General features: G+C 61.9%; 21 protein-coding genes, 1 tRNA gene and 2 pseudogenes. 11 read left to right on the top strand and 13 right to left on the bottom strand.

Going from position 1 to position 25,849, the window contains the following annotated elements; translation table 11 throughout:
• Window positions 1–51: 51 nt before the first annotated feature.
• Window positions 52–128: transfer RNA gene (locus OBACDRAFT_RS04850), tRNA-Met, on the top strand.
• Between the two features lie 61 nt (window positions 129–189).
• Here OBACDRAFT_RS04850 and OBACDRAFT_RS04845 read toward each other — a convergent pair.
• Genes OBACDRAFT_RS04845 through OBACDRAFT_RS04835 form a run of 3 tightly spaced genes read right to left on the bottom strand, consistent with a single transcriptional unit; the run spans window position 190 to window position 1,749 of the window.
• The gene (locus OBACDRAFT_RS04845) at window positions 190–711 is read right to left on the bottom strand and encodes a hypothetical protein (protein ID WP_043583261.1); all 522 of its coding nucleotides are present in this window, start codon (window positions 709–711) and stop codon (window positions 190–192) included.
• 5 nt (window positions 712–716) lie between these two features.
• Complete coding sequence (nrdR, locus tag OBACDRAFT_RS04840) at window positions 717–1,172, bottom strand: transcriptional regulator NrdR (protein WP_043583260.1); 456 nt, start codon at window positions 1,170–1,172, stop codon at window positions 717–719.
• Between the two features lie 13 nt (window positions 1,173–1,185).
• On the bottom strand, window positions 1,186–1,749 hold the full coding sequence (locus tag OBACDRAFT_RS04835; protein WP_043583259.1) for an anthranilate synthase component II: 564 nt from the start codon (window positions 1,747–1,749) through the stop codon (window positions 1,186–1,188).
• A 151-nt stretch (window positions 1,750–1,900) separates the two neighbouring features.
• Between OBACDRAFT_RS04835 and OBACDRAFT_RS04830 the strand changes: the two genes are divergently transcribed.
• Window positions 1,901–2,956 carry a hypothetical protein gene (locus OBACDRAFT_RS04830; protein ID WP_043583496.1) on the top strand — a complete coding sequence of 352 codons (1,056 nt, stop codon included), beginning with the start codon at window positions 1,901–1,903 and terminating at the stop codon, window positions 2,954–2,956.
• A gap of 282 nt (window positions 2,957–3,238) precedes the next feature.
• Here OBACDRAFT_RS04830 and OBACDRAFT_RS04825 read toward each other — a convergent pair whose 3' ends face one another.
• The 3 genes from OBACDRAFT_RS04825 to speA all read right to left on the bottom strand — a co-directional run bounded on the left by OBACDRAFT_RS04825 (window position 3,239) and on the right by speA (window position 6,996).
• Window positions 3,239–4,480 carry a pyrophosphate--fructose-6-phosphate 1-phosphotransferase gene (locus OBACDRAFT_RS04825; protein WP_043583258.1) on the bottom strand — a complete coding sequence of 414 codons (1,242 nt, stop codon included), beginning with the start codon at window positions 4,478–4,480 and terminating at the stop codon, window positions 3,239–3,241.
• A 130-nt stretch (window positions 4,481–4,610) separates the two neighbouring features.
• Window positions 4,611–4,949 carry a P-II family nitrogen regulator gene (locus tag OBACDRAFT_RS04820; RefSeq protein WP_043583257.1) on the bottom strand — a complete coding sequence of 113 codons (339 nt, stop codon included), beginning with the start codon at window positions 4,947–4,949 and terminating at the stop codon, window positions 4,611–4,613.
• 52 nt (window positions 4,950–5,001) lie between these two features.
• Window positions 5,002–6,996, bottom strand: coding sequence for a biosynthetic arginine decarboxylase (gene speA, locus OBACDRAFT_RS04815; RefSeq protein WP_052361164.1), 1,995 nt, complete (start codon window positions 6,994–6,996; stop codon window positions 5,002–5,004).
• 150 nt (window positions 6,997–7,146) lie between these two features.
• On the opposite strand from speA, the gene yajC reads away from it, so the two are divergent.
• The 4 genes from yajC (at window position 7,147) to OBACDRAFT_RS26230 (ending at window position 13,716) form a co-directional block, all read left to right on the top strand.
• A complete protein-coding gene (gene yajC / locus OBACDRAFT_RS04810; RefSeq protein WP_043583256.1) occupies window positions 7,147–7,500 on the top strand; it encodes a preprotein translocase subunit YajC in 354 nt (117 codons plus the stop codon).
• A gap of 245 nt (window positions 7,501–7,745) precedes the next feature.
• Window positions 7,746–10,301: a protein translocase subunit SecDF gene (locus OBACDRAFT_RS04805; RefSeq protein WP_043583492.1), complete on the top strand. Its 2,556-nt coding sequence runs from the start codon at window positions 7,746–7,748 to the stop codon at window positions 10,299–10,301.
• 87 nt (window positions 10,302–10,388) lie between these two features.
• Complete coding sequence (gene recJ / locus OBACDRAFT_RS04800; protein ID WP_232766646.1) at window positions 10,389–12,197, top strand: single-stranded-DNA-specific exonuclease RecJ; 1,809 nt, start codon at window positions 10,389–10,391, stop codon at window positions 12,195–12,197.
• Window positions 12,198–12,627: 430 nt separating this feature from the next.
• On the top strand, window positions 12,628–13,716 hold the full coding sequence (locus tag OBACDRAFT_RS26230; RefSeq protein WP_081721820.1) for an IS4 family transposase: 1,089 nt from the start codon (window positions 12,628–12,630) through the stop codon (window positions 13,714–13,716).
• A gap of 273 nt (window positions 13,717–13,989) precedes the next feature.
• Here the strand turns inward: OBACDRAFT_RS26230 and OBACDRAFT_RS29365 are convergent, their stop codons facing one another.
• From OBACDRAFT_RS29365 to OBACDRAFT_RS04770, 5 genes are all read right to left on the bottom strand, one after another.
• A complete protein-coding gene (locus OBACDRAFT_RS29365) occupies window positions 13,990–14,415 on the bottom strand; it encodes a tetratricopeptide repeat protein (RefSeq protein WP_052361158.1) in 426 nt (141 codons plus the stop codon).
• On the bottom strand, window positions 14,412–14,885 hold the full coding sequence (locus OBACDRAFT_RS29360; RefSeq protein WP_232766644.1) for a tetratricopeptide repeat protein: 474 nt from the start codon (window positions 14,883–14,885) through the stop codon (window positions 14,412–14,414). Before OBACDRAFT_RS29360 ends, OBACDRAFT_RS29365 begins: the two co-directional genes overlap by 4 nt.
• Before the next feature lie 118 nt (window positions 14,886–15,003).
• A complete protein-coding gene (locus tag OBACDRAFT_RS04780; RefSeq protein WP_043583254.1) occupies window positions 15,004–16,215 on the bottom strand; it encodes an ABC transporter permease in 1,212 nt (403 codons plus the stop codon).
• A gap of 124 nt (window positions 16,216–16,339) precedes the next feature.
• Window positions 16,340–17,110, bottom strand: a complete 771-nt coding sequence (locus OBACDRAFT_RS04775) for an ABC transporter ATP-binding protein (RefSeq protein WP_043583253.1) — start codon at window positions 17,108–17,110, stop codon at window positions 16,340–16,342.
• A gap of 310 nt (window positions 17,111–17,420) precedes the next feature.
• Complete coding sequence (locus OBACDRAFT_RS04770) at window positions 17,421–18,773, bottom strand: efflux RND transporter periplasmic adaptor subunit (RefSeq protein ID WP_043583252.1); 1,353 nt, start codon at window positions 18,771–18,773, stop codon at window positions 17,421–17,423.
• A gap of 201 nt (window positions 18,774–18,974) precedes the next feature.
• On the opposite strand from OBACDRAFT_RS04770, the gene OBACDRAFT_RS04765 reads away from it, so the two are divergent.
• The 5 genes and pseudogenes from OBACDRAFT_RS04765 (at window position 18,975) to OBACDRAFT_RS04745 (ending at window position 23,941) form a co-directional block, all read left to right on the top strand.
• Window positions 18,975–19,214: a DUF433 domain-containing protein gene (locus OBACDRAFT_RS04765; protein WP_043583488.1), complete on the top strand. Its 240-nt coding sequence runs from the start codon at window positions 18,975–18,977 to the stop codon at window positions 19,212–19,214.
• Window positions 19,211–20,845, top strand: coding sequence for an ATP-binding cassette domain-containing protein (locus tag OBACDRAFT_RS04760; protein ID WP_081721819.1), 1,635 nt, complete (start codon window positions 19,211–19,213; stop codon window positions 20,843–20,845). Before OBACDRAFT_RS04765 ends, OBACDRAFT_RS04760 begins: the two co-directional genes overlap by 4 nt.
• Window positions 20,846–20,930: 85 nt before the next feature.
• Window positions 20,931–21,230 (top strand): annotated as a pseudogene (locus tag OBACDRAFT_RS26220) (TM2 domain-containing protein); the annotation flags it as partial.
• A 301-nt stretch (window positions 21,231–21,531) separates the two neighbouring features.
• A complete protein-coding gene (locus OBACDRAFT_RS04750; protein WP_043583482.1) occupies window positions 21,532–22,293 on the top strand; it encodes a GYF domain-containing protein in 762 nt (253 codons plus the stop codon).
• A gap of 22 nt (window positions 22,294–22,315) precedes the next feature.
• Window positions 22,316–23,941, top strand: a complete 1,626-nt coding sequence (locus OBACDRAFT_RS04745; protein ID WP_043583251.1) for a YihY/virulence factor BrkB family protein — start codon at window positions 22,316–22,318, stop codon at window positions 23,939–23,941.
• Between the two features lie 149 nt (window positions 23,942–24,090).
• On the opposite strand, the gene OBACDRAFT_RS29355 is transcribed toward OBACDRAFT_RS04745, so the two are convergent.
• Complete coding sequence (locus tag OBACDRAFT_RS29355) at window positions 24,091–24,912, bottom strand: phosphohexomutase domain-containing protein (protein WP_232766694.1); 822 nt, start codon at window positions 24,910–24,912, stop codon at window positions 24,091–24,093.
• Window positions 24,913–25,115: 203 nt separating this feature from the next.
• Window positions 25,116–25,463 (bottom strand): annotated as a pseudogene (locus OBACDRAFT_RS29350) (phosphoglucosamine mutase); the annotation flags it as partial.
• Window positions 25,464–25,849 lie beyond the last annotated feature (386 nt).

Below are 25,849 nucleotides of genomic sequence, written 5' to 3'. Positions count from 1 at the left end.
GACAGAATAAAAACAGGCGACACGGTCTCGGCCTCTTTACTGTTCCTTTGTTGCAGGGTGGAGCAGCCTGGTAGCTCGTCAGGCTCATAACCTGAAGGTCGTTGGTTCAAATCCAACCCCTGCACCCACTTTGGCCCTTTGGAAATCTTTCCAAAGGGCTTTTTTGCAGGTTGTTGAGGGCTTTGTGTTCTACAGGAAGAGCAACTGCAGATTCGCTTCGTGGTGAATGCGGCGGGCGGCCAGGTCCTGCACGTAACGAAGGGCTTCGGTGTAGTCGCGCTGGCGGCGCGGAGTGGCGCGGGCTTGGGGGGGGAGGAAGGCCGGACGCAAATTGGTGACGAGCAACGTGGATTCGCGGTAGGGCGCGAGTCGCTTGAGACCTGTCATCAGTTCCGCACGCGCAAAGAGCGGCGTCGCCGAGGTGGTAGTGCCAAGGGCATCCCAGTGAAAAAATCCGTGGCCGGGTCGCTGGTCATTGAAGAAACGTTGCAGGAGGCGCGCGGCGGCGGCGTTGAACTCCGCATCGTAACGCGCCGCAAATTCGGGATGCTCACGGGTTCGCGTCTCAAGCTCCGTCAGGCTGAAGGCAATGGCTTCATGGATTTGACGCGCCAGATAAAGGTCGTGCCCGGTCAGCGGCGCAAAAAGCGAATCAATGAAATACAGGCGGCGCAGTTGGTCGCGCGGAAGGGGGGGGGGGGGGGGGGACATTCGGATCAGCTTTTTCCGTCCAGTGTCTTGATTTCCTGCATGAACTCGGAGACGTCACGAAATTCTTTGTAAACGCTGGCGAAGCGCACGTAGGCGACCTGGTCGATCTTGCGGAGGTGCTGCATGACGGCGTCGCCAATGGCGCTGGAGGGGATTTCGCTGTCGTATTGCGTCTCCAGAACATCAATCACGTCCTCGGCCAGCATGGAGATTTGCTCGGCGTCGATGGGGCGTTTGTGGGAGGCGACGCGGATGGCGCGGATGAGTTTGTCGCGTTCAAAGTCTTCGCGGCGTCCGTCGCGTTTGAGAACGACAATGCCTTCGCGAACGAAGGTCTCTGTCGTGGTAAAGCGGTGACCGCATTCCAGGCATTCGCGGCGGCGACGGATGGTGGTGCCTTCACGGCTGATGCGGGAGTCAATGACTTTGTCGTCAATGGAGGTGCATTTGGGACAGCGCATGATGGTAACGGGTTTAAAGGCTAAGGAAGTTTTCGAGGATCTTCATGCCGCCTTCGGTGGCGATGGACTCGGGATGAAATTGGACGCCCCAGATGGGGAGCGTCTTGTGGGCGAGGCCCATGATTTCGCCTTCGGCGGTCTCGGCGGTGATGGCGAGGCAGTCGGGCAGGGTGGCGCGTTCGACGAGCAACGAGTGGTAGCGCGTGGCGGCGAAGCCTTGCGGGAGACCGCGGAAGACGTCGGTGTCGCGGTGCAGGATCGGGGAGGTCTTGCCGTGCATGAGGCGGTCGGCGCGGATGACGCGGCCGCCGAAATAGTGTCCGATGGATTGATGGCCGAGGCAGACGCCGAAGATGGGTTTTTTGCCGGCGAAGGCGGCGATCATGTCGAGCGAGACACCGGCCTCGGCGGGCGAGCAGGGGCCGGGCGAGATGAGGACGCGCTCCGGGTTGAGCGCGAGGGCTTCGGCGGGGGTGATCTCGTTGTTGCGGTAAACACGTTGTTCCACGCCCAGTTGGCCGAAGTATTGGACGAGGTTATAGGTGAACGAGTCGTAGTTGTCGATGACGAGCAGCACGGGTGGTGGCGTTGGATGGAACGCGGCAGGCTGCCGGTTTGATGAGTCGGCGTCCGCCGCGAACGCGCACTAATCGCACGCCGGGGCGGCCGGGTCAACGTCACATTACAATCGCCAGATGGGAGCTGGAGCGGGCAGTCTGCGGGGTGTCATGGAGATCGAAGAACAACGGCCGGTGCGCACGCAGCAGAAGAAACCGAGTTTTCCGGTGAGCGAGCCTTTGCGGACGTATTTGCGGCGGTGGCGGCGCGAACGTGAGCTGCCGGTGACTTACGAGCGGTTGCGGCGGTTCAGCGACAGCGTGCCGTTGAGCGACGCGAAGGGGCGGCAGACGTTGTGGGAGGGCGTGGTTTACGAGCCGCTGGAGATGCAGGCGTTGCAGGAGGATTTGAAACAGGTTTACGCCATCCTGCGCGTCGATGGCGACATGTCGGTCATGCAGCACCTTTACATCGACCGGATCGACTACTGCGCGTTCGGCAACTCGGCGCCGTTTCGTATCCGGATTGTGAATGCGTATAACGACAACCCGGATCATTTCTACGTCAAGACGGGCGACGCGTCGCGCATCTACGGGCTGGAGTTGGAGCACTTGTTGTCGCCGAATCGGATGAACTATCTGACGTGCGGCAACACGCTCATCGAGGAGCATATCGCGGGTATTCCGGGCAACGAGTTTATCAGCCGCTGGATGGAGAGTCCGGAGATCAAGCCCATCCGGCTGGCGAAGGAGTTGGTGAAGTTTAACACGCGGTGTTTCGTGCGCTTGCTGGGCGACATGCGGAGTTACAACTACGTGGTGGTGTTCACGCCGGATTTCGAGGGGGCGCAGATCCGGCTGCGGGCGATGGATTTTGACCAGCAGAGTTACGAGGGGCGCATGAACTTGTATCGTCCGCAGTTTTTTAAGGACAACCGGGCGCTGGCGTTGTTTTGCATGAAGCATCTGCGGATCGAGACGGCGCGGCAATACGAGCGCGAGGAGCAGGTCTTGATGTTGCAGCGGGCGGAGATCATCGAGGACCGGCTGACGATGTTGCTGACGGCGATGTCGGGCGACCGTCTTGCGCCGCCGGAGAATGTGCGCGAGTTGCGCGTGTCATTGGCGGAGCACTACAAGCGGAGGGCTTATCTGGATTGCGAGTCGATGGGGGAACTGGTGAGCGAAAATTTGGAGTCGATCCGGCTGAGTGTGGCGGGGGAGTGAGCCCGCAGGGAGCCCGCAGTGAGGGGCGGCATCCTGCCGCCGGTATTCCGAAGTAGCGCAGGCATCCTGCCTGCCATCCATAGGTTGCGCGAAGTGCGGTGACTTCTTCTGTTTTCTGTTGGTTCGGCTATTTGGGCGGCGGCGCTTCGCGCAATCGACTCGATTGCAGGCAGGATGCCTGCGCTACGGGGAACGCGGAGCGGGCGGGACGCCCGCTCCACTTCGAACCGGCGGCTTTCATGAAGACCGCCGCTCCTTGCTTCGGCTTTGCGAGGTTTTACGTTAGTGTTTCACGTCCACCTTGGCACCTTGGGGCTGGCCAATGGCGGCGAGGAGGGGACCAAACCAGGGGGTGGCGAGGTTGAAGGGTTTGCCGCCTTTGATGCGGGGGAATTCAATGGCACGCAGGACGCCGCCTTTGTCTTCGTCGTGGCCGATGACGCCGCCTTCGCGCCGGAGGGCGCATTCGACGGCGAGGTCGGTGCAGCTTTTGATGAGGCGCAGGTCGTCAATGTTGGCGGCGGCGGCACGGGCAAAGTAGCCGCTTTTTTGCACGAGGGTTTTTTCGGCTCCGAGCATTTTGGCGAATTGTTCGCCGAACCATTTGCCGGGGTTGATGGCGTCGAGTTTGACGTGGCCGAAGGCGTCGCGGGGGACTTCCTGGCCTTTGGATTGCATTTCGGCGATGATGGATTCGACGCCGGCACCTTCGGAGATGAAGATGTTTACGTTGTCGGTTTCATCCATGACTTTTTTGAGGCGGGCGGCTTCGGCGGCGATGTCCACGGCCATTTCGGGGATGAAGATGGCGTGGATGTCGAGGTTGGCGCGGGAGAGGCCGAGGCCGGGGACGAATTCTTCGCGGTCGAGGAGTTTGCGGTATTCGGCGGCGGTGGCGGCGGTGAGCCAGCCGCAGTTGCGGCCCATGACTTCGTGGATGATGAGCATGCGGGGGTTGGCGTTGTGCTCGGCAACGACGTTGCGGAAGTAGCGGGCGCCTTGTTCGGCGGCGGTCCAGGCACCGAGGGACTGGCGGATGGGATAGACGTCGTTGTCAATGGTCTTGGGGAGGCCGATGACGGTGAGTCCGTAGTTGTTTTTGGCGAGGTAGGCGGCGAGGTCGGCGGCGGCGGTGTTGGTGTCGTCTCCGCCGATGGTGTGGAGGATGTCCACGCCGTCTTTGATGAGTTGGTCGGCGGCGACTTTTTGCGGGTCCTGGCCGTTTTCTTTGACGAGGCCGCGTTTCACGCAGTCTTTGATGTTGGTGAGTTTGACGCGGCTGTTGCCGATGGGGCTGCCGCCGTGGCGGTGGAGAATGTGGGCGGTGGCGCGTTCGGCGGGGCCGACTTTGTAGCTGTCACCGAGGAGGAGGCCTTTGTAGCCGCCGCGGTAGGCGATGATTTCGATGTCGGGCGCGATTTCGGTGTAGCGCTCAATGAGGCCGCCAACGGCGGAGCTGAGGCAGGGCGCGAGGCCGCCTGCGGTGAGGAGTGCGACTTTCTTGGGACGTGCGGATGTTGCCATAAGTGGCGGGCACGTTCGCAAAGCGAGTGGCGCGCGTCGAGTGCGGAGACTGCGCACGGATTGGCAAATGCTGGAAAAGCGGAGGGGGGGGGGGGGAGGGGACGGCTGGCTGGCCGACTGGCGGGTTTGCTCAGATGGCGGCTTCGCCGTGCTCTTCGGTGCGGATGCGGATCACGTCGTCCACGGGGAAGACGAAGATCTTGCCGTCGCCGATCTTGCCGGTCCTGGCCGCCTTGGTGATGGCGGCGATGGCCTTGGGGGCGAGGTCGTCGGGGACCACGATTTCAAGTTTTACCTTGGGGAGGAAATCAACGGTGTACTCGCTGCCGCGATAGATTTCGGTGTGGCCTTTTTGGCGTCCGAATCCCTTGGACTCGGTGACAGTCATGCCTTCGATGCCGATGGCAGTGAGGGCTTCTTTCACTTCTTCGAGTTTGAAGGGTTTGATGATGGAGATGATGAGTTTCATGGATTGGTAGTGGTGTGGTCGGTGTGTGTGGTGTTCTGAGTGTGCGGTGGGGTTATTTTCGGCTTCGTCTGCCGTTTTCGGCGATGGCGTCGGCACGGGGGAGCTTGGGACGGGGTTTGGGGCGCGTGATGCCGAGGTAGGTTTTGGAGCGCATTTGCTCTTCGTAATATTCGGTCATGCGCACGCCTTCGCGGGGTTTTACGAGGTCGCGTTTGGTGGCGTGGTCGATCTGCGTTTTCATCCGGCGGCAGAGTTCTTCCCACTGGTATTGCACGCCTTCGATGACGTCACTGATGCGGCTGCCGGCGATGGTTTCCTCGACGTAGAAGCCGTTGGGTTCGTCTTCTTCGAGGAAGACGTGCACTTCGTTGACGCGGCCAAAGAGGTTGTGCAGGTCGCCCATGATGTCCTGATAGGCGCCGGTGAGGAAGACGCCGAGGTAATAGGGCTTGTTGTTGAGGGGGTGGAGTTGGAGGTAGTCCTTGGTGTCCTGAAGGTCGATGAAGCTGTTGATCTTGCCGTCGGAGTCGCAGGTGATGTCCACGAGGGTGGCGTTGACGGTGGGTTTTTCCGTGAGGCGGTGGAGGGGGGCGATGGGGAAGAGTTGCTTGAGCGCCCAGTGGTCGAGGAGGGACTGAAAGACGGAGAAGTTGCAGACGTATTGGTCGGCGAGGAGGGTTTTGAGTTGTTCGAGGTCTTCGGGAATGTAGCCGCCGTCGTCGAGTTCGTGGGCGATTTGTTCGCAGATTTGCCAGAAGATGGACTCGGCGGCGGCGCGGTTTTCGAGGTCGAGGTAACCGAGGTTGAAGAGTGAGAAGGCTTGGTCCTTGGCTTGGACGGCGTCGTGGAAGCGTTCGAGTTTGCCGAGTTTGCTGCGGTTGCGGAGGAGGGCTTCGAGGTCGGTGACGATTTTGTGCTTTTCCTTGGGCTGGTGCTGGCGGCCGAGGGTTTCGCGCTTGTTGATGCGTTCGAAGACTTCAACAACGAGCATGGAGTGCGGGGCGACGACGGCGCGGCCGGATTCACTGATGAGGTCGGGCAGGGGGACGCCGGCGGTGTCGCAGATGTCGCGGACGTTGGCCACGACGTCGCGCGCATACTCGGCCATCGTGTAGTTCATCGAGGATTCGTAGTTGGTGCGGGAGCCGTCGTAATCAATGCCAAGGCCGCCGCCTACGTCGAGGTAGCCCATGGGGAAGCCCATTTTGTGCAACTGACAATAGAAGCGCGAGGCCTCGATGACGGCGTTCTTGATCGTGAGGATGTTGGGGACTTGCGAGCCGATGTGAAAGTGGACGAGGCGGAGGGCGGTGGTGAGCTTGGCTTTGCGGAGTTTGTCGCAGGCGAAGAGGATTTCGGCGGTGTTGAGGCCAAACTTGGCGTTGTCGCCCGAGGACGAAGACCATTTGCCCTCGCCGCGCGTCTGGAGCTTGGCGCGGAATCCGATCATGGGCTTCACGCCGATTTCCGCCGCGACGGCAATGATGTCGTCCACTTCTGAGAGTTGTTCGACGACGATGATGATTTTTTTGCCGATTTTGCGTCCGATGAGCGCGAGGCGGATGTAGTCGAGATCCTTGTAGCCGTTGCAGATGATGAGGCGGTCTTTGCCCTCGTGCATCGCCAGCGCGATCATGAGCTCGGGCTTGGAGCCGGCTTCGAGGCCGTAACCGTAGTCCTTGCCGGCATCGACGATCTCATCGACGACTTCGCGGAGTTGGTTGACCTTGATCGGGAACACGCCGCGGTAATCGCCTTTGTAGCCTTCTTCTTTGATCGCGTCGCGAAAGCATCGGTTGATCTGTTCGACGCGGTGGCGCAACAGGTCTTGGAAGCGAATGACCATCGGAGCCTTGAGGCCCATGTCGAGGGCTTCCTGGACAACGTCGGTGATGCGAATGGCGCGTCCATCGGCGAGCGGTTGCACGGTGACAAGACCATCGGGATCGACACCGAAGTGCCCCGCACCCCAGCGTTTGAAACCATACAGTTCTTCGGATTGCGTGGCAGACCAGGCGGCGGGAGCGGAGGAGACTTTGCGTTTCAAGATGGCGAAAATGCGGCTGAGTTTATGACAGATGGACTCGGGAACCGAATCGGAACCCGAATGGACTTAAGACAAAGCTTGCGTTCAGAGCGGAGGACACGGTTGTCTCGCTGTTTCTTTTTTCAAACACACCAACACGCAACGACGAAAATGACTCAGTTTTTCTCCCAGACCTTCCCGTCCCTGATCGCCCAGGCCGCTCCCGCTGCTCCCTCCTCCTCTCCCGGTGGCAGCCCGCTCGGCCTGCTCTTCCCCATCCTTCTGCTCGTGGCGATGTGGTTCCTCGTCTTCGCCCCCCAGCGCAAGAAGCAGAAGCAGCACCAGAAAATGCTCTCCGAACTGGGCACCGGTGACGAAGTCATCACCTCCGGCGGCATCTATGGTGAGATCACCCACAAGAAGGACGACCGCTTCACCATCCGCATTGCCGACAACGTCAAAGTCGAGGTCAGCAAGGGTTTTATTCAGGCCGTGGTGCGTCGTGCCGGTGACGCCAGCAAGTAAGCCGCTCCGCCGGCTGTCTGCGCGTCCTTGGTGACCGTCCCCGCTACCATCGGTCAACAACTGGCACGCGCCGGACAAACCCGCTTCCACCTCCCCCCCCCTTCTCTCCCGCCACAAGCCATCGCCACCTGCCGCCAGACTCGCGCCCTACTCCCTCCATCCGGCGCCTCACCGGCCCGGTGGCGAAATTCGTTTTCAGAATCAAAAGCAAAGTAACAAATAACAACATCAACGAACCAACCACCATGCTGAAACAAAACCTGTGGAAGCTCATCCTTAGTGTCGCCATTGCCGGCTGGGCAGCCTGGACGCTCTTCCCGCTCAAAGACCGGAAGTTTGAAACCTACGTCCAAACCGAGGCCACCAAAGAAACCGAAAAGGCCGCCGCCTTCCGCGTCCTCGTAGACACCGCCATCAAGCGCCACGCCGAGCACCAATCCCCCTCCTTCTTCTCCGCGCTGCGCAGCGTCGCCAACGAACAAAAAATCGACCTCTCCCAGTATTTTCCCGGCATCCGCCTCGAAAGCTCCCTGGTCAACATCGAGAAGCGCAACAACATCCTCCTCGACCACCTCCTCAAGGAATCCAAGAGCAAACTCCAACTCGGCCTCGACCTCAAAGGCGGCGTCGCCTTCACCCTCGAAGTGGACGAAAGCGCCCTCAAGCAGACCGCCGAATCCGAACGCGGCAGCAAGCTCAGCAAGGCCATCGAAATCCTCGACACCCGCATCAACGGCCTCGGCGTCACCGAACCCATCATCCGCGCCGTTGGCGACCGCCGCATCGAAGTCCAACTCGCCGGCGTCAACACCCGCGACAACCCCGAAGTCGTCGATAGCGTGAAAAAACCCGCGCTCCTCGAATTCCGCACCGTTCACCCCACGCTCACCCCCGGACCCGGCGTCGAAACCCCCGTCGGCTACGAAATCCTTCCCCTCGAACACGACGACCGCGGCAAACTTCAAATCGAAGAAGTCTTCGTCAAACAACGCCCCGACATGACCGGAGACGGCGTCTCCAACGCCGCCGCCGTCATCGACGAATACGGCCGCTTCCAGATCGCCCTCAACTTCAACGACGCCGGCTCCAAGCGCTTCGCCGCCGTCACCCGCGAAATCGCCGCCAACGGCCAGCGCAGCGGACGCCTCGGACGCCTCGCCATCGTCCTCGACGGCAAGCTCTACTCCGCCCCCACCGTGAAAGAGGAAATCTCCGGCGGACGCGCCTCCATCTCCGGCTCCTTTACCCAGCGCCAGGCCATCGAACTCGCCAACGTCCTCAACAATCCCCTCGACCTCCCCATGCAGGTCAAGGAGCAATACGAAGTCGGCCCCTCCCTCGCCCAAGACGCCATCGACAGCGGCGTGCGCGCCTCGATCATTGGCGTCGTCCTCGTTGCCGCCTTCATGATCACCTTCTACACCATCGGTGGAGTCGTCGCGATCTTCTCTCTGGCCTTCAACATCCTCATTATCTTCGGCACCATGGCCAGCCTCGGAGCCACCCTCACTCTCCCCGGCCTCGCCGGTATCGTGTTGACCATCGGCATGGCCGTGGACGCCAACATCCTCATCTTCGAGCGCATGCGCGAAGAACTGAAGGTCGGCAAAACCCTCGCCTCCGCCAACCGCAACGGCTTCTACAAAGCCCTCTCCACGATCCTCGACGCCCACTTCGTGCAGCTTCTCATCTGCGCCATCATGATCTGGCTCGGCACCGGCCCCATCAAAGGCTTCGGCGTCACCCTCGCCATTGGCGTCATCTCCACGCTCATCTCCGTGCTCATCACCGCCCACTTCGTCATGGAAGTGCTCGTTGACGGCGGCATCATCAAGCGCCTGCCCATGGGCCGCATCATCAAGGATATCCATGTGGACTTCGTGAAGTACGGCAAAGCCGCCTTCATCGCCTCCTGGCTCGTCGTCCTCGGCGGCCTCTGCGTCATCATCTACAAAGGCCAGAATATCTACGGCATCGACTTCGTCGGCGGCGACGTGATCAGCGCCAAATTCACCCAAAAGATCGACGCCAAAGAGATCCGCGAAGTCGCCTCCCAAATCGGCACCGGCGAGGTTGTGCCGACCTACGTTGCCGCCCTCGGCAGCGGACTCGAAACCCTCAAAATCGAGACCGGCGAAGGCAAATCCGATGAACTCTTCACCGCCCTCCAGAAAAAGTATCCGCAGGCCGGCCTTGAGAAAATCGGCACCAATCACCTCGGCGCCAGCATCGGCGCGGAAATCAAGAAGAACGCCCTCATCGCCATCCTCGCCTCGATGGCCGTGACGCTCCTCTACATCGCCTTCCGCTTCGAATTCGGCTTCGGCATCGGCGCCATGTTCTCCTCGCTGCACGACATCCTCATGACCGTCGGCATCTTCGTCCTCTTTGGTCACCACTTCTCCGCGCCCATGGTCGCGGCCATCCTCGCCATCGCAGGCTACTCGATCAACGAAACCGTCGTCGTCTTTGACCGCATCCGGGAAGAGCTGAAACTCAATCCCAACGGCAAACTCCGCGACATCGTCAACGATGCCATCAGCAAGGTCTTTGCCCGCACCATCATGACCTCCACCACGACCTTCCTCGCCGCCCTCTCGCTCTTCCTCTTCGGCGGCGGCGTTCTGGAAGACATCGCCTTCACCTTCCTCGTCGGCATCCTCACCTCCACCTTCTCTGCGATCTTCATCTCCTCGCAGGTTTTCTACTGGTGGCACAAAGGAGACCGCAAAAACGTGGAGAAGCATCAAGACGTCCGCCCCACCTACGAGTGGGAAGCCACCAGCAAGGCCTCACGCTAACCCATCTGTCACGCACGCAATCACGCCCTCCGCCTCCCGGCCCGGCGTGCTCGCGTGCGTGGCCCTTGCCCAATGATGACTTCTCCCGTGACCGCTCCCAGCACGGGCGAACAACCCGTGCCCGGCAACTGCAACACCGGCCCCACCCCGCCGCCCTTTTACACCGCGTCCCGCACCACCCGCTGGCTCTACGAACCCGCCCCCGCCGCGCAAATCGCCGCCCTCACGGAGGCGACTCATGTGCCGCCTGTCATTGCCGAGCTTCTGGTGCGTGCCGGCGTGGGCACACCCGCCGCCGCCGAACGCTTCCTCAACCCCGCGCTCGCCTCCATCTCCGACCCCTTCCAACTGCAAAACCTCCAGGCTGCCGTCGTCCGCCTGCACCAAGCCATCCTCCAACGCGAGGACATCACCGTGCTCGGCGACTACGACGTGGACGGCGTCACCTCCACCGCGCTCCTCGTCAGCATCCTGCGCCGCTTCGGGACCAGTCCCCGCTTCGTCGTCCCCCGTCGTATGGAAGACGGCTACGGACTCTCGCGCAGCGCCATCGACCGCGCCCTCGAGCCCGGACATCCCCGGCTCTTCATCGCGCTCGATTGCGGCACCAACTCCCACGACGAAATCGCCTACCTGCGCGGCCTCGGCATCGACGTCATCGTGATCGATCACCACCAGACCAAGACCGGGCTCCTCAACGACGCGATCCTGATCAACCCCCACGTGTATCCAACGGAGAATGACGACGACTGGCGCCACCTCTGCACCGTCGGCCTCGTCTTCAAACTCGCGCACGGCCTGGTGAAACACCTGCGCAGCGAAAACCATCCCGGCGCGCACGAAGTGAAAATGCGCGACTACCTCGACCTCGCCGCCATGGGCACCGTGGCCGACCTTGTGCCCCTCACCGGGGAGAACCGCGTCATCGCCCGCAACGGACTGCGTATCCTTAAAACGACTACGCGCTCCGGCGTGCGCACCCTCATGGAAGTCGCCGGCGTGCGCCCCGGCCAGGAGCTCATGCCCGTTGACATCTCCTTCCGCCTCGGCCCCCGCATCAACGCCAGCGGACGCCTCGCGGACGCCTCGCTCTCGGTGGAACTCCTCCTCAGCAACGACGAAAAATTCTGCAAGGAAACCGCCACCCAACTCGACGCCTTCAACCGCGAGCGCCAGGACATCGAACGTCAGATCACCGAGGAAGCCGAGCGCATGATCGAGAGCCAGCATCTTGACTCGCCCGGCATCGTGCTCTTTGGCGAAAACTGGCATCCCGGCGTCGTTGGCATCGTGGCCGGCCGGGTCTGCCGCAAATACAACCGCCCCTGCGTCGTCCTTGGCACCGAGACCGACGGCAGCGCCAAAGGCTCCGGACGCAGCATCGACGGCGTGAACCTCGTCGAAGTCCTCGCCGCCTGCGCCGCGCACCTCACCAGTTGGGGCGGCCACCCGATGGCGGTGGGCGTGGCATTGGAAAAAGAGCACCTTGCCGCCTTTCGCGTCCAGTTTGCCCAGTCCGTGTTGCGGCAGGCGGGCGGCGCCTTGACCGCCCCTACGCTCAACATCTCTGCCTGGCTCCGTCCCGAGGAAATCCACGAAACCTTCATGGGCGAACTCGAGCGGATGTATCCCTTTGGGCAAGCCAACCCGGAGCCCATCTTTGGCGTGCGCAACGTTGTTTTCCGTTACCGCCCCGAGGTATTTCGGGAGCAGCATTTCCGTTTCCAGTTTGAGGACTCCCACGGACGCCGCCTCTTTGGCGTGGCGTGGAAACAGGCGCACAACGTCCCCCCTGCCGGCGAGCCCATCAACCTGGCGGTGCGCCTCGCTTGGAACTTTTTTAACGACCGCAAACTCCTGCAACTCGAGTTGGTGGACTGGCATCGCAGCGAGTGAGTCTGGAGGGCGGGTCTCCTGACCTATACGCGCTAACATCTTTTCAATCGCCACGCATTTCTTGAGATTATTTCAGCAGAAAACAGCGATTTTTAGATTTAAAAGGCTGGTTTGAATCAAAAAATGAAGAAAAAAACGAAACATGTTAGCGCGTATAGGTCTCCTGACCCGCCAGACGCGGCTTTGCCGCGCCCATCCGAAATATCTCACGCGGAGCCGCGGAGAAGAAAACAGCAGGATTTCCCGCAACGGCGCGACGGATGCCACGCTGAGGGGGTACCCGCAGGCTGATGGCGTTGCGCCCGTTGCGCCGTAGCGGGAAATTTTGATTACTTCGGTTTTGGCGCAGCCCTTGGAGGGCGGGTCTCCCGACCTATACGCGCTAACATGTTGTCTTTACATGGGAGGAGGAAACGGGTAGATAGGTGGGATGAAAAAGACATGGATGACGGAAGAGTGGGGGCTGGTGAAGGGGCTGCTGCCGGAAGGGTGGGAGGTGGCGGCCAGGGAGCAAGGAGCGTTCAAGCAGGCCAAGGGGATAAGAACGGCGGAGGAGTTGCTCAGGCTGATATTGATGCACGCTGGGAGCGGGCTGTCGTTGAGGCATGCGGTGGCGAGGGGGGCGGCGGCAGGGTTGCCGGAGGTCTCGGATGTGGCGTTGCTCAAGAGGCTGAGGAACGCGGAGGGTTGGCTGAGGTGGATGAGCGTAAGGTTGCTTGAGCAGCAGGCCGGACAGCCGAGGTGGTCGAGATTGCCGGAAGGGTGGACGGCGGTGGCGGTGGACAGCACGACCATAGAGGAATCCGGAGCAAGCGGAACGGACTGGAGACTGCATTATGCGATCGGACTGCCCAGCCTGTTTTGCGAACAGGCCGAACTGACCGACAACAAGGGGGGCGAAAGTCTGTGCCGTTACAAGGTGCGCAAGGGGGATTTGTTTTTGGGCGACCGGAATTTTTGCCGAGCCCCGCAGATCAGGCATGTGATGGATCATCAGGGGGCGGTCCTGTTACGCTGGCACAGCACCAGTCTGCCCTTGTTTGACCAGCAGGGGCATGCGCTGGACGTTCCCGCATGGCTGGCCCAGTTGCGTTCCCGTCAGTGCTCCGGACTGCCCGTCTTCCTCAAGGACGGCACCGCCTTGCGCCTGTGCGCCCTTCGCGTCAGCCCACAGGCCGCCCAACGCGAACGAGCCAAAATCAGGCTCAGCGCCAAAAAAAACGGCCGCAAACCCTCCTGCCAGTGCCTGTGCATGGCTGATTACATTGTCGTTGTCACTTCCCTGCCCTCCTCTTGCCTGGACTCCCGCGGCATCCTCCAACTCTACCGCCTGCGCTGGCAGATCGAACTGGCTTTCAAACGCCTCAAATCACTCCTGAACACTGGCCACGTCCCAAAAAAAGACCCCCTCAGCTCCCGCTCATGGCTCCAAGCCAAATTACTCACCTGCTTGCTCATCGAAAAATCCCTCCTCCAATCAGAGGTTTTTTCCCCCTGGGGATTCATCCTCCCTGACTAACTCCAGATGGACTGAGTTTGTCTTCGCTCGCGATTGTCTCCTCTCTTGTCTGGCCATCCCTCTCTCCCTAAGCCTCTTCCTTCTCTGCGGCCATCGCCTACGCGGTTCCCTCGGCTACCCTCCTCGCAAGCGCATCCCCCACCGTATCCTCATCAAATCTTAACATGTTAGCGCTTATAGGTCGGGAGACCCGCCGACGGCGCGAAGCGCCGCCCATCCGGAAGGCGCGGCTGCGCCGCGTCTGGCGGGTCGGGAGACCCGCCCTCCAATAACCTACTGGACGCGGCGGGCGGCGTCCAGCGCGGGACGGTAGGCGGGGGCGAGGCGGAGCGAGGTGGCGAAATGGGCGCGGGCTTCGTCGCGGTGGTTCTGTTTCTCGGCAATGAGCCCGAGGCGGAAATACACGGCGGAGTGCGGAGGTTCGGCAGGCGTGGGCTTGAGCGTGAGGCAACGCAGCAGGGCCGCCGTGCCGTCGGCAGGTCGCAGGCCGCTGTCGGCGGCGATGCGGCCCAGCGTGTAGAGCGCGAGGTAGTTGTCGGGCGCGGCGGCGAGGGCGGCGTCACACAGGGCAAGGGCTTCGGTGAAGCGTTTTTCGTCGGCGTGGATCGATGCTTCGAGGAGTCCGCCGCGCAGGGGGTCGAGGCGCGTGGCGGCTTGCGCGTGTGCGAGCGCCTTGGCGCGGCTGCCGCCGGCGATCATGGGGGCGTGTCGATAAAACTCCACCAGGCCTTCGTGATAAAGGATGTTGCCGGGGTCGAGGGTGGAGGCCTTTTCGAGGGCGTCGCGTCCGCGGCGGGCAAGGGAGAGGGCGCGAAAGCTGGTGCCGAGTTCGGCGGCACGGTGCAGGCAGGCTTCGCTGTAATCAGCAAGGATGGGAGCGGCGAGGGCGTCGGCAGGGGGGGGGGGGGGGGGAGGAGAGGGGCGAGTGTGGCGATGGCGTCGTCGTAACGTTGCAGGCCGAGGTAACAGCGGGCGAGGAGGTGGCGGGCTTCGGTGTTGGAGGGCTCGGCGGTGAGGAGTTGTTCGAGGGGCGGGCGTGCTTCGGGGAGGCGTTGGGCCGCGATGAGTGAGCGGGCGATGGCGAGGACGTCAGTTGTGGTGGAGGCTTGGATACTGGGGGATATGTAACCAAAAATCAGCCCCAGAAAAACAAGGGCGCCGACTTTCAAACCGGAATGGCCGCAAAAAGGCACATAAGGCGCAAAAACTCCGGCAATCCTGTTCCTTTCTTTTTTGCGCCTTATGTGCCTTTTTGCGGCCATTCCTTTGTTTTGATTTCAGGGTGCTTTACTCGTAGCGGAGGGCTTCGATGGGGTCGAGTTGGGCGGCTTTGTGCGCGGGGTAAAAGCCGAAGGCTATGCCGACGGTGGCGGAGAATACCACGGCGAGCGTGATCGAATCCATGGAGACTAGGATGGGCCAGCCTTTGAGGTGCGAGACGAGTTGCGAGATGCCGATGCCGAGGGCGACACCGAGGAGGCCGCCGAGGACGCTGAGGATCATGGCTTCGATCAAAAATTGCAGGCGGATGTCCTGATCGTGCGCGCCGATGGCGAGGCGGATGCCGATCTCGCGGGTGCGTTCGGTGACGGAGACGAGCATGATGTTCATGATGCCAATGCCGCCCACCATGAGGGAGACGCCGGCAATGGAGCCGAGGAGGGCGGTCATGGTGCGCGAGGTCTCGGTGGCGCGCTCGGCGAGTTCGAGTTGGTTGCGCACGGTGAAGTCGGGTTCGCGTCCGCCGCGGCGCTGGGTGAGGAGCGCGGTGATGTCTTCCTGGATGATGGGCATTTGCTCGGCGCTGGCGGCTTCGACGAGGATGGAACTGAGGTAGGTGCGGCGCGAGATGCGGCGCATGGAGGTGGTGTAGGGGACGATGATGATGTCGTCTTGGTCCTGGTTCATCATGGCGTTGTAGCCTTTGCTTTCGAGCACGCCGAGGATGCGCATGGGGATGTTGCGGATGCGGAGGGTCTGGCCAACGGGGTTACTGTCGGGGAAGAGTTGTTCGGCAACGGTGGAGCCGATGATGCAGACTTTGGCGGCGCTGCGGACGTCGGTCTCGGCGAAGATGGCGCCTTCGGCCATGCCCCAGGCGCGGACGCTGAGAAAGTCGGGGGATTCGCCTTGCACGAGGGTGTTCCAGTTGAGTCCGTTGGCGAGGACTTGTTGCCGGTCGCGGACTTCGGGGCTGACGGAGACGACTCCGGGGACTTCGCGTTGGATGGCTTGGGCGTCTTCGGGGGTGAGGGTGCTGGCGCTGCCCCAGCCGGTGCGAACACCGGCGCTGGTGACGCTGCCGGGGAAGACGGTGATGACGTTGCGACCGAGGCTGGCGACCTGGGCTTCGACCTGGGCTTTGGCGCCGTTGCCGATGCTCACCATGGCGATGACGGCGGCCACGCCGATGATGATGCCGAGCGCGGTGAGGAAGCTGCGGAGTTTGTTGCGGCGGAGGGCGCGGAGGGCAATGAGCGTGGTGGCTATGAAGCGCATGGTGGAGGGAATTGGAAATTAGGAATTAGAAATTAGGAATTAGGAATGACGGATGGGTGGAAGGGGGGGGGGGGGGGAGGGAATGTGCGGCTGGTTTGTTTTTCTAATTTCTAATTCCTAACTTCTAATTTCCCTCGTCGTGGAGTTTGGCTTCGGTTTCGGCGACTTGGAGTTTGAGCATTTCTTGGGAGGAGATGAGGCGGTTTTTTACGGGTTCGTCGCGGACGATGCGGCCGTCGCGGAAGATGATGATGCGTTTGCAGTAGTTGGCGATGTCGAGTTCGTGCGTGACCATGACGATGGTGATGCCTTGGTCGTTGAGGCGTTGAAAGACGCCCATGACTTCGACGGAGGTTTTGCTGTCGAGGTTGCCAGTGGGTTCGTCGGCGAGGAGGACGCGGGGTTCGTTGACGAGGGCGCGGGCGATGGCGACGCGTTGTTGCTGGCCGCCGGAGAGCTGGCTGGGGACGTGGTCGGAACGGGTGGAGAGGCCGACGATGTCGAGCGCGGCAAGGGCGCGGCGTCGCATCTCAGCGGCGGAGATGCGACGGGGGGCGTAGAGCATGGGCAACTCGACGTTCTCAAGGGCGGTGGTGCGGGAGAGGAGGTTGAAGCCTTGAAAGACGAAGCCGAGTTTTTGGTTGCGCATGTCGGCGCGCTGGGTGCGGTCGAGATTGGCGACGTTGGTGCCGTCGAGGTAGTAGTCGCCCCGAGTGGGACGGTCGAGGCAACCAAGGGTGTTCATGAGGGTGGACTTGCCGGAACCGGATGCGCCCATGATGGCGACAAATTCGCCGGGTTCGATGGTCAGGGTGATGCCGCGCACGGCATGAACTTCCGTCTCTCCGTTGCTGTAGATTTTGTGGATGTCTTCGAGTTTGACGACGGGTTGCATGGGGGAATTAAGAATTAATAATTAAGGGAACTTCTAAAAATTACACAGAGGACACAGAGGAGGCACAGAGTTTGGGGAGGCCTGTCCGGTGGAAGGACATTTTCCTCGCGAATGAATGTCTCTGTAATTCATTTATTATAAATAAAATAATGTTTTTTTACGGAAAAAGGAACAAAGTCGTTTTGTCCTCCCTAAACTCTGTGCCTTCTCTGTGATCTCTGTGTAATTTCTGATTTTTAGAACCTCCCTTAAGAATGGCAGAGGGCGGAGGGGGGCAGGGGGGGATCAGCATGGTTTTTAATTTTTAATTTCAGAATCTACGTCTCGGTTGGGGGGCGAAGGGGTTGCCGGCGCCGGAGGAGGCGCTGCTGCTGGTCGTGGCGGTTTGGATACCGGTGATGATTTCATCGCCGTCAGCAAGGCCTTCGAGGATTTCGGTGTTGATGCCGTCGGTGACGCCGAGTTTGACGGCGACGGACTGGGCAAGCGGGGCATCGGGTGTGCCGGCGGGTTTGTAGAGGGTGCGGGTGGTGATTTGTTGCTGGTTGCCTCCCGATCCGCGGTTGCGGCGGCTGGGGAGGACGATGCCGCGTTCGGTGGCGAGGGCGCGGACTTTGGCCCAGATCTCGCGGGTGGGTTGCTGGCCGGGCGGGTTGCCGGCTTCAAGGAGGAGTTGGGTGACTTGGTCGGTGGGGCTGTTGGCGGCGGAGGCTTGGTCCTCGGCGAGGGGGATGATGATGTCTTCGGGGAGACGGACGCGGAGGGCGGAGTTGCTGACGAGGAGGGTGCCGCGGCGTTGGTTGACGACGACGGAGACGTTGGCGGTCATGCCGGGTTTGAGGCTGAGGTCGTCGTTGTTGACGGCGATGATGGTGGCGTAGGTGACGACGTTGGACTGGGTGGTGGGGGAGTTGCGGATTTGGGCGACGGTGCCGTCGAAGCGGCGGTTGGGGAAGGCATCGACGGTGAAGTGAACGGTCTGGCCTTCGCGGACGTTGCCGATGTCGGCTTCGGCGATGGCGGCGTTGATCTGGAGTTTGCGCAGGTCGGTGACGAGGATGAAGAGGGTGGGGGCGTTGAGGCTGGCGGCAACGGTCTTGCCGACGGTGGCCTGGCGGTCGAGGACGGTGCCGTCAATGGGGGCGTCAATGACGCAGCGGGTGAGGTCCACTTTGGCGGTTTCAACCGAAGCTCTCTGGATTTTGAGCTGGGCTTCGGCTTGTTCGAGTTGGGCGTTGGCCTGGTCGAGTTCTTGTTGCGAGACGAGGTTGCGTTCGCGCAGGGAGCGGACGCGGTCGGCGTTGAGTTTGACGAGGGTGTGGTTGGCCTGGGTGTTGGCGAGTTGGGCCTCGGCCTGGTTGAGCCTGGATTGGTAGGTGGCCGGGTCGAGGCGGGCGAGGACGTCGCCTTTTTTCACGGCGGAGTTATAGTCCACGGGCACTTCCGTGATGATGGCGGAGATCTGGGAACTGACTTCGATTTTTTCGACGGGTTCGAGGGTTCCGGTGGCAGTGACGCTTTGCGTGAGGTTGCCGCGCGAGAGCTTGGCGGTGTTGAACTGGACCGGCACGGGTTGCTGGCTGCGGTAGTAATAGTAGCCGCCGCCACCGAGTGCGCCGAGAATTACGAGGAGGGTGAGGATGCGTCCAGGTTTGAAAGCCATGTGCGTGAGCGGGTGAGGATGAGTGAGTGCGAAAATGAGAAACAGATATGCTTTGCGAGTGGGGGGAGACGGTGCAACAGCCGATCTGGTTTCGAGTGGAGGAAAATCGTGTTTCGCGGAGGGGGGGGGGGGGGGATGCGCGCGTTGTGGGTGTGTCGCGGATGTTGCCAAGTGGGGGCGGGATGGTGCATGTTGTGCGACATGAATCACGCAATTTATTTTGAGCGTAATCCGGGCATATGCGGGGGGCAGCCTGTGATCCGGGGGACGCGGGTGCTGGTGCGCACGGTGCTGGCAAGCTTGGCGGAGGGGCACCGGGTGGAGGAGATTTTAAGGAATTTCCCGAGTCTGACGGAGGAGGCAGTCCGGGCGGTGATCGCGTTTGCGGCGGCTTCCGCCGAGGAGGATTTGCCCATGCCGCCGTTGCCTGCCGTCGCATGAAGATCAAGCTCGACGAGAATCTTCCGTTGTCGCTGGCGGCGTCTGGCGCGGGCGCGGGTTTGCTGGTGTTGCGCGATGTCGAGTTTGGTTACGCGGGGATGACGTCGCCGTTGTTGAGCGGGTTGTCGGTGCAGTTTCCTGCGGGATGGACGGGGATCGTGGGGGCAAACGGCGCGGGCAAGAGCACGTTGCTCAAACTCGCAGTCGGCGAATTGGCGCCGCAGTCAGGCTTGGTGCAAGGTCCGGCGCGGGGAGGGGGGGGGGGAGGGGGACGAGGCAACGCGCTTTACGTGGCGCAGCGCACGGACGAGCCACCGGGGGAATTGGAGGATTTTTTCTGGGCGCCCGACGGTGCCGTGCTCAAGTCGCGCCTGCGCATCGGCGACGACTGGATCGAGCCGGGACGCTGGGTGACGCTCAGCCACGGCGAGCGCAAGCGGGCGCAAATCGCCGTCGCGCTGTGGCTGGAGCCGGCGTTGCTCGCGCTCGATGAACCAACAAATCACATCGACGCCGAGGCGCGGTGGTTGCTGGTGGAGGTGTTGCGGGAGTTTCGCGGCACGGGTCTGCTGGTGAGCCACGACCGGGAGTTGCTCGACGAGCTTTGCACGCATTGCCTGATGATCGAGCCGCCGGGCGCAACGTTGCGTCCGGGCGGGATTTCGGAGGCGCTGGCGCAACAGGAGACAGAGGAGCGGGCGGTGCAGCATGAGAGCGAGGCGTTGCGTCATGCCGCCACGCGTCTGCGTGCCGAGGCGCAGCGGCGTCGCGTGGTCGCCGATCAGAAGGCGGCGGCGTCGCGGGGGTCGCGTTCGAAAAAAATCCCCGCGCACGACCACGACGGGCGCGCCATGCGCAATCTCGCCAAGATGACGGGCAAGGATGCTTGGGCGGGCAAGCTGGCCGGGCAGATGACGCGCCGTGCGGGCAAGGTGGAGGCGCAGCGGGCGAACTTGTCGGTGAAGAAGCGTTACGAGACGGGCATCTGGGTTGATGGGGCGTCGTATCTGCCGCGTGATTTTTTACTGCGTCTGCCTGCCGGAGTGCTGCCGTTGGGCGCTCCTGCCGTTCCCGCCTCGTCCGGGCGCGTGTTGCGTTTCCCCGATCTGGCCATTGGCGGCGCGGACCGCATTGCGCTGACCGGGGCCAATGGTTTGGGCAAAAGCACGCTGATCCGCCACTTGCTCGCCCATCTCGACCTCGCGCCGGAGCGCCTCGTTTACGTGCCGCAGGAGATCACGGCGGAGGAGTCGCGCGTGTTGCTGGAGAACGTCAAGCGCCTGCCCAACGACGAGCGCGGGCGCGTCATGACCACGATCAGCCGCCTCGGGTCGCGCCCGGCGCGTTTGCTGGAGAGCGCGTTGCCGAGTCCGGGCGAGGTGCGCAAGCTCCTGCTCGCGCTCGGCATTGTGCGCGGGCCGCATCTGATTGTGATGGACGAGCCGACGAACCACATGGATTTGCCCGGTATTCTTTGTCTTGAGGAGGCGCTGGCGGAGTGTCCGTGCGCGATGTTGCTGGTGAGCCACGACCGGCCCTTTCTGGAAAAAATCGCGCATCGGCAGTGGAGTCTCATGCCGGAGGGCAGCGAAGGCGATTCGCGTCTGGAGATCGTGCCGCTGGCGTCTTGAGGAAAACCGGAATTGCAAAGCACCCTCGAATGTCGCACGAAAATGCAACTGTCAGGAAAAGCCACTAACAACAAAAACAAACACTATGTCCACAACACCAACAACACCGCCTCCTCCAACTCCTGCCGCCGCCGCATCTATTCCGGGCGCGGAGAAAAAAATTGCCGCAGGCATTTGCGGGATTCTTCTCGGTGCCCTCGGCATCCACAAGTTCATCCTCGGTTACAAAAAGGAAGCTTTGATTATGCTCCTCGTCTCGGTGATCTCCTTGGGTTTCCTTGCCTGGATTATGGGAATCATCGGTCTGATCGAGGGAATCATTTATCTGACCAAAACCGATCAGGATTTTGTGAACACCTACGTGACGGGCAAAAAAGGCTGGTTCTTATCTGCCTTCCCGCCTGCTGCCCGCTGGTCCCCCCCCCCCCTGCCAACGCCGTTCCGCCTCATGTGCGGGGCGGCGTTTGTTTTTGGCACCGGAGGGCGGGTCTCCTGACCCGCCGACGAGGCTCGCGGCAGCGAGCCGCGCCCATCCGAATACGTGATTACGATATGGATGGGCGCGGCTGCGCCGCGTCTGCCGGGTCGGGAGACCCGCCCTCCGGTTGCCCCCCCCCCGCAATCCCTGCGAAAACGCACTTGCCCGCGCACGCGAGGGTGCGCAGCGTTCCGATTTTTCCCCGCACATGTCCACGCAGGAATTTTACATCCGCCAACCATCGGAAAACGAGGCCCGCGGGCCTTACACGCTCGAACAAATGACGTCTCTGGCCGAGAACAATGAAGTGGCTCCCGAGACGCTTTATTACGAGGCCATGACTGAGCAATGGACCGCCATTCAGGACAACGCCGCCCTGATGGAGTCGCTTTTCCCGCAAAAAAAGGTGTTACGGATCAAAAAGAAGGAGAAAATCCAAAGCCTCAACACCGCCGACGAGGTCACCAAACCCATCACGGTGCAGCAGATGCTTGCCGCCGCCGAGGGACGCACCGAGGAAAACGCCACGGTGCGCGTGCCGCAGGAGGTGATCTTCCGCCGTGCGGTAATGGTGGGGCGCATCGGCGCGCTGGCCATTCTGGCCGTCACGGCGCTCGGCTTCACCTTCTACTCGGGCGCCGCTGCGCTGCGCGGCGATCTGGCGGGGATGAGCGCCAAGCCGCTCAGCTTCTTCGGCATCGTGGACCTGGTGCTGGCGATCCTCGTCGCGTGCAGACTCAACATCGCCCATAACCTCGTGCGCATCCGCGCCTCGCTGTTCCTCGGATTTGCCGGGTTCCTCTACTACGCGATGGAGGGGGCGGGCGGCATCCTGACGATCGGGGAGGCGGCGGTGTCGGCAATCTCGCTTTTCCTCGTCGTCACGCGGCAGTCGATCATGGGCAACCTGGTGACGGGCATCATCGGGCTCGTGGCTACGATCCTGCTGGTCGTGCAGATTTTCCGCTGACCAGCTTTTTTCCGCCCAACCCATGCCCGCCACGCACGTCATCCGCCGTCTCAAGCGAATTTACCAACACGACATCTGGCGGACGGAGGTGCTGGGGGAGCGTTCCCTGCGCGGTTTGAGTTATGCGGCGCTGCGCATCCTCTCGATCACCATTACGGGGATCATTGAGACCAAGGCGTTCAGCCGGGCGGCGGCGCTGAGTTTTTCCTCCATGCTCGGACTGGGTCCCTTGGTGGCGATTGCGATGCTCGTGGCGGGTTTTGTGCTGGATCGCAAGGACCCTGATCTGGCGGTCAACACGCTCAACAAGATCATCAAGTTCATCGCGCCGCAGATCACGCAATACGAGGCCCTGCAAAACGAGTGGAACGATTACGACGACGCTTCGTTTACGCGCAGCGACATCGTGACGGCGGCGACGCTCAATGTCAGAGGCCAGAAGCCGGAAAACAGCGCTCAGCGTCCAGCGTCCGGCGTCCCCAGTCCCGAAGACGAAGCGACCGCCGCCCCGACCGCCGCTCCGTCCGCCGAGGCTGCGGGCGAAGAGGCTCAGGTGGAGGTCAACCCGGAACTGGTGAAACTGATCGACGGCTTCATCGACGGCTCCAAGTCGAGCACGGCGGGCGTGGTAGGCGTGCTCACGCTCATCGTGATCGTGGTGCAGTTGTTCACGACGGTGGAAAATGTTTTTAACGAAATCTGGGGCGTGCGACGCGGACGCAGTTGGGTGATGCGGGTGGTCTATTACTGGACGGTGCTGACGCTGGGCGCGGTGCTCTTTTTCGCGGCGGTGACGGCGTTGTCGGCGGGGGCGTTTTTCAGCTTTTTCGCGCAAAACATGCCCTTTGGCATCGGCACGACGATTGCGGCGGTCCTGCGCTGGGCGCTGCCCTCGCTGTCGATTGTGCTGCTGATGATTATCCTGACTTTGTTTTACAAGTTCATCCCCAACACGCGGGTGTTGTGGCTGAGCGCGCTGGTGGGGGCGGTCGTGGTGGCGGGGCTTGTGATGGCCAACAACTATCTGGCGTTTCTCTATCTGTCCAAAGTGATCCAGCAGCGGAGCTTTTTCGGTTCGCTGGGCATCCTGCCGATCCTGATGTTTGGGCTGTATATTTTCTGGCTGTTCATCCTGCTGGGCGGGCAGGTGAGCTACGCGGTGCAAAACGTGCATTTCCGCAACAGTCAGGCGGCGTGGATCACGCTCGCGGAGTCGATGCGCGAACGGCTTTCGCTGACGGTGCTGCTGCGCATCGGACGGCGTTTCCGCGACTGCCTGCCACCCTGCACGGCGTCGGATTTGGGCGTGCAACTGGGCGTGCCCACGCAAGTGCTCAACGAGTGCCTCAACCGGCTCGTGCAGATGTCGCTCCTTTCGCCCATCCCCCCCCCCCCCAACGAGGACAACACGGATTTCCGTTACCAGCCGGCGCGTCCGCTCAATCGGATGACGCTGGCGGATTTCAAGCAAATGGACGACGACCACGGCGGCGATCCCACGGGCCCGGTGCTGATTGACGCCGATCCGATCGTGCAACGTTACGACCAGGAATTGCAGGCGCAGCGCGCCACGGCGTTTTTCACCAAGACGCTCGACGAGTTGATCGAGGAGACTCCGATTGTCGGCAAAGCCGTGAAGCGGTCTTAACCGTATTGGCGGAGGGCGGGTCTCCTGACCCGCCGACGAGGCTCGCTGACGCGAGCCTCGCCCATCCGAATACGGGATTTACGATACGGGATACGGATGGGCGCGGCTGCGCCGCGTCTGGCGGGTCAGGAGACCCGCCCTCCGGGTTTTTACAGCACGTCGAGCCCGGCGCGGGCGGCGGCTTCGAGTTCGTCGAGACCCTGACGGGTTTCGGCGTCGGTCTCGGCTTCCACGAGCAGACGGAGTTTGGCCTCGGTGCCGGAAAAACGCACGAGCACGCGTCCGCGTCCGGCGAAGCGCGTTTCGATGGCGGCAATGGCGGCTTGCAGAGCGGGGAGTTCGTCGAGCGGACGGCGTTCGCGGACGCGGAGGTTGCGCGTGGCCTGCGGGTATTTTTTCAGGACGCGGCGCAGTTCGGAGAGAGGTTTGCCGGTTTCGAGCATCACGCGGATGACGCTGAGCGCGGCCACGAGGCCGTCGCCCGTGGGACCAATGTCGGCGCAGACGATGTGGCCGCTGGATTCGCCGCCGAGGTTGGAGCCGGTGGCGCGCATGTGTTCGAGCACGTAGCGGTCTCCGACCGGGGTGCGCACGGTGCGGCCTCCGGCTGCGCGGATGGCGGCGTCGAGGCCGAGGTTGCTCTGCACGGTGGTGACAAGGGTGTTGCTGGCGAGGCGTCCGTGGGCGAGGGCGTGGGTGCCGAGGATGGCAAGGAGTTCGTCGCCATTGAGGATGGAGCCGGTCTCGTCGCAGAGGACGCAGCGGTCGCCGTCGCCATCGTGGGCGATGCCGAGGCGGGCTTTTGTTTCTTGGACGGTCTGGCTGAGGAGGGCGGGGTGTTCGCTGCCGACGCCGGCGTTGATGTTGTGGCCGTCGGGGGCGTTGCCGAGGTGGGCGAGCGTCGCGCCGTTGGCGCGGAGGACGTCGGGGCTGGTTTGGTGGGTCGCGCCGTTGGCGGTGTCGAGGACGATGTGCCAGCCGCGCAGGGCTTCGCGGGGGAGGAGGTTTTCGTTGAGGAGGGAGGCGCAGTAGTCGTTGCGGGCGTCGATGGCGGTGGCGGTTTCGTCGAGGCGGAGTTCACCGGGAGGGGGGGGGGGGGAGGGAGGGGAGGGAGCAGGGATTCGATGGCGGCCTCGTCTTCGTCGGTGAGTTTCGCGCCTCCTGTAGTGAAGAATTTGATACCGTTGTCCGTCGCCGGATTGTGCGAGGCGGTGATGACGACGCCGAGGGTGGAGCCGAGGGTTTTTACCTGGCGGGCGACGGCGGGGGTGGGCAGCACGCCGAGCGAGACGGGTTGGAGTCCGCCGGCGGAGAGTCCGGCGGCGAGGGCGCGCAGGAGCGGTTCGCCGGAGGCGCGGGTGTCGCGCCCGATGAGGACGCGGTTGTCACCGGCGGATGCGGGCCGCCGGGTGAGCGCCCAGCGGGCGGCGGCGCAGCCGAGGCGGGCGGCAAAGTTTTCGTTGATGACGGGGCCGCCGTAGGGGCCGCGGACGCCGTCGGTGCCGAAATAGTGGCGGATCATGGAAGGGAAAAAGCTGAAATGCTAAAATGCTGAAAAGCTAAAGGGAGGTTCTAAAAATTGAAGAAAACAGCGAAGACGCGAAGCCGCAAAGATCAGAGTAAGGCGTTTTGAATTTTATATCTCATTTGTAGTTGGTTAATTGATAAACAATCTGGAATTTTTCTTCCTTTGCGCCTTGGCGACTTTGCTGTTCAAAAATGTATTTTTAGGAGTTCTCTAAAATTAGTCAGCGCACTTCGCGCAGAGATGGGAATCGGGCAGAGATGGGAATGGGAGAGGATTGGGTGAATTTACTTATGGGAACTTCTAAAAATTACACAGAGGACACAGAGGAGGCACAGAGTTTGGGGAGGCCTGTCCGGTGGAAGGACATTTTCCTCGCGAAT

The organism is Geminisphaera colitermitum TAV2, assembly GCF_000171235.2.
GTDB classification, from domain to species: Bacteria; Verrucomicrobiota; Verrucomicrobiia; order Opitutales; family Opitutaceae; genus Geminisphaera; species Geminisphaera colitermitum.
The sequence above is the reverse complement of the archived record's forward strand: the minus strand, read 5'-3'. Positions and strand labels throughout refer to the sequence as shown.